Origin of the sequence: Endozoicomonas sp. ONNA1 (assembly GCF_024606325.1) — a bacterium.
GTDB lineage: Bacteria > Pseudomonadota > Gammaproteobacteria > Pseudomonadales > Endozoicomonadaceae > Endozoicomonas_A.
The window spans coordinates 1-2,011 of record NZ_JAHHPN010000803.1 but is presented as its reverse complement, the minus strand read 5'-3'; the positions used below and the strand labels follow the sequence as shown (position 1 = coordinate 2,011).

At 48.3% G+C, this 2,011-nt stretch carries 2 protein-coding genes; both read left to right on the top strand.

What is annotated here, in order from left to right:
• Positions 1–374 precede the first annotated feature (374 nt).
• A complete protein-coding gene (locus KDK19_RS19180) occupies positions 375–1,073 on the top strand; it encodes a SapC family protein (RefSeq protein ID WP_257292644.1) in 699 nt (232 codons plus the stop codon).
• A gap of 111 nt (positions 1,074–1,184) precedes the next feature.
• Positions 1,185–2,011: leukotoxin LktA family filamentous adhesin (locus KDK19_RS19175; RefSeq protein ID WP_257292643.1), on the top strand; the 827-nt coding region annotated here is incomplete at its 3' end.

The window sequence follows — 2,011 nt, the reverse complement described above, 5'->3', positions numbered from 1 at the left end:
AAATAGGGCGTCCATATATTTAACTAATCCTCAAGTTTAGCTATTTTTCCCCTGTTTCCAATTCTTGCCGTTGTAGCAGTAGATCCCGTGACTCGAGCCCGAAGCAGCCAGATTAATTCAGGTTTGATTTCTTATTATCAACGCGTGTCTCGCTGTGTTCGTCGGCTGTGGACACTTAGTTTGTTATGATTTTTGCGATAGCAAGCTGTTTATTGCGATTATTGATCCCATCCAGCTTTCATCGTCTTTATCGGAATTGCAGTCGTATTTTCGACCTTGTGTCAGTATTTTGGTTTGAGTAGAGCGCGTGAACTGTGCGACAATGCTCTTGCCAAAGAGATTAAACAAGAATTATACGAGAATGGATTTCAAGCATGGCAGCATTACTTTTCTATAAAGACCCTGCACCACTCAACCGTGATCTTCACAAGGCACTCAGATATCAATCTTCCGGTGACTATTCATTTACGGATAGCGTAAATTCTGTACCACTGACCGGCATTGAGTTTTTTGAAGCCAGTCGTGATATGCCTGTACTTTTCAGTAAGGATGATGAAGGGCGTTTTTTTCCTCTGGCGCTGCTCTCACTCATGGATGCTGGCCATAAACAGCTCGATGGCGAAGGGCGCTGGGAGGACAGTTATGTTCCGGCCTTTGTCAGACGTTACCCTTTTGCTCTCACCGATGAGGGAACGGTGTGTTTTGACAAGGAATCCGCTCAAAGTGGCGGTGAAGAGGGCGAGGCACTCTTTAATGATGAAGGCGAGAACTCTGAAACCCTGAACAACATCATCCAGTTTTTGAACAACTATGACCAGCAGTACAAAAACACACGAGCCTATTGTGATGAATGCAGTGAGCTGGAGTTGTTCTCGCCCTTTAATCTTCAGGTCATGGCCGATAAGGATAATCCTCTGAGGCTGGAAGGGCTGTACGTCATTGATGAGAAAAAGCTGGCCGAATTGCAGGAAGAAAAAATAAACGACTGGTTCAAGGCTGGTTGGCTGGCCTGGAGTTATGCGCACCTGCATTCTCTGGGTGCTCTCAGGCGGTTGCTGAGAAAGCAGCAATAACACTACTGCCATCATCAAGAGTTAAAACAGACGGGGGCTTGCCCCCTGTTCTTCGTCTGGGGCGCCAGAAGGACAAGCGTCAGGGCTAAAAAGAAAAAGGAAAGGGATTCTATGACATGCTTTAATCGCTCGCTGTTGTCGACCTCTATTGGCCTGGCTAACAGGGCGAAATTTAACAAGGTTCCCTGGCCGGTAGTGACCGGTGCTCTGTTTTCTGCGCCGGCACTGGCAGTGGATAACGACATTCGTGCTGTTGATGGAATTACCTCGGTGTCCAGTGCCGGTAATGTCCATACCATCACTTCCGGAAAGCGCTCCAATGCTTCTGCTATTAACGTCTTTGACAAGTTTGTGGTCGGTACCTCTCATACCGCCAACCTCGAAGTGCCTGCCGATGCTAGTAATCTGGTCAATATCGTCAGGGGCTCTGATGCGCCGGAAGTGCACGGTATTCTGAACAGCTACAAGAACGGCTCCCTGGGGGGCAATGTAGTATTCGCCAGCTCAGCCGGTTTTATCGTGGGTGAGACGGGTGTCGTCAATGTCGGCAAGCTTTCTATAAAAACACCAGATAGCAGCGATATCACTGCTCTACTGTCCGGTGGCGAGCCGGTGGACAGTGAGGTCAGTGATCTCCTCAGTAACAGTTTCAGTGTCTCTTCCACTGGTCTGGTTAGAATCCAGGGTAAGATCAACACAGCTTCAGGCGTGGACATCTTCGCCAACACCATTGATGTCGACGAAAAGGCTATCATCATTGCCGGCAATGCAGCGGCTGCCAGCGGTGTCAGCAACTATGGACAGAACAATGATTACACGGCGGTTAACGTCGATGACCTGACTATTCCGAACGAATTAAAGGTCGATGGCGGCACTATTGTTCTCAAGGCTTCCAGCAGTGCAGACGGTGCCATTAACCTTTCCTTTTTCTTTTTAGC

Coding starts and splice junctions, on each gene's coding strand:
- KDK19_RS19180 (WP_257292644.1), top strand. CDS start 375: ATGGCAGCATTACTTTTCTATAAAGACCCTGCACCACTCAACCGTGAT.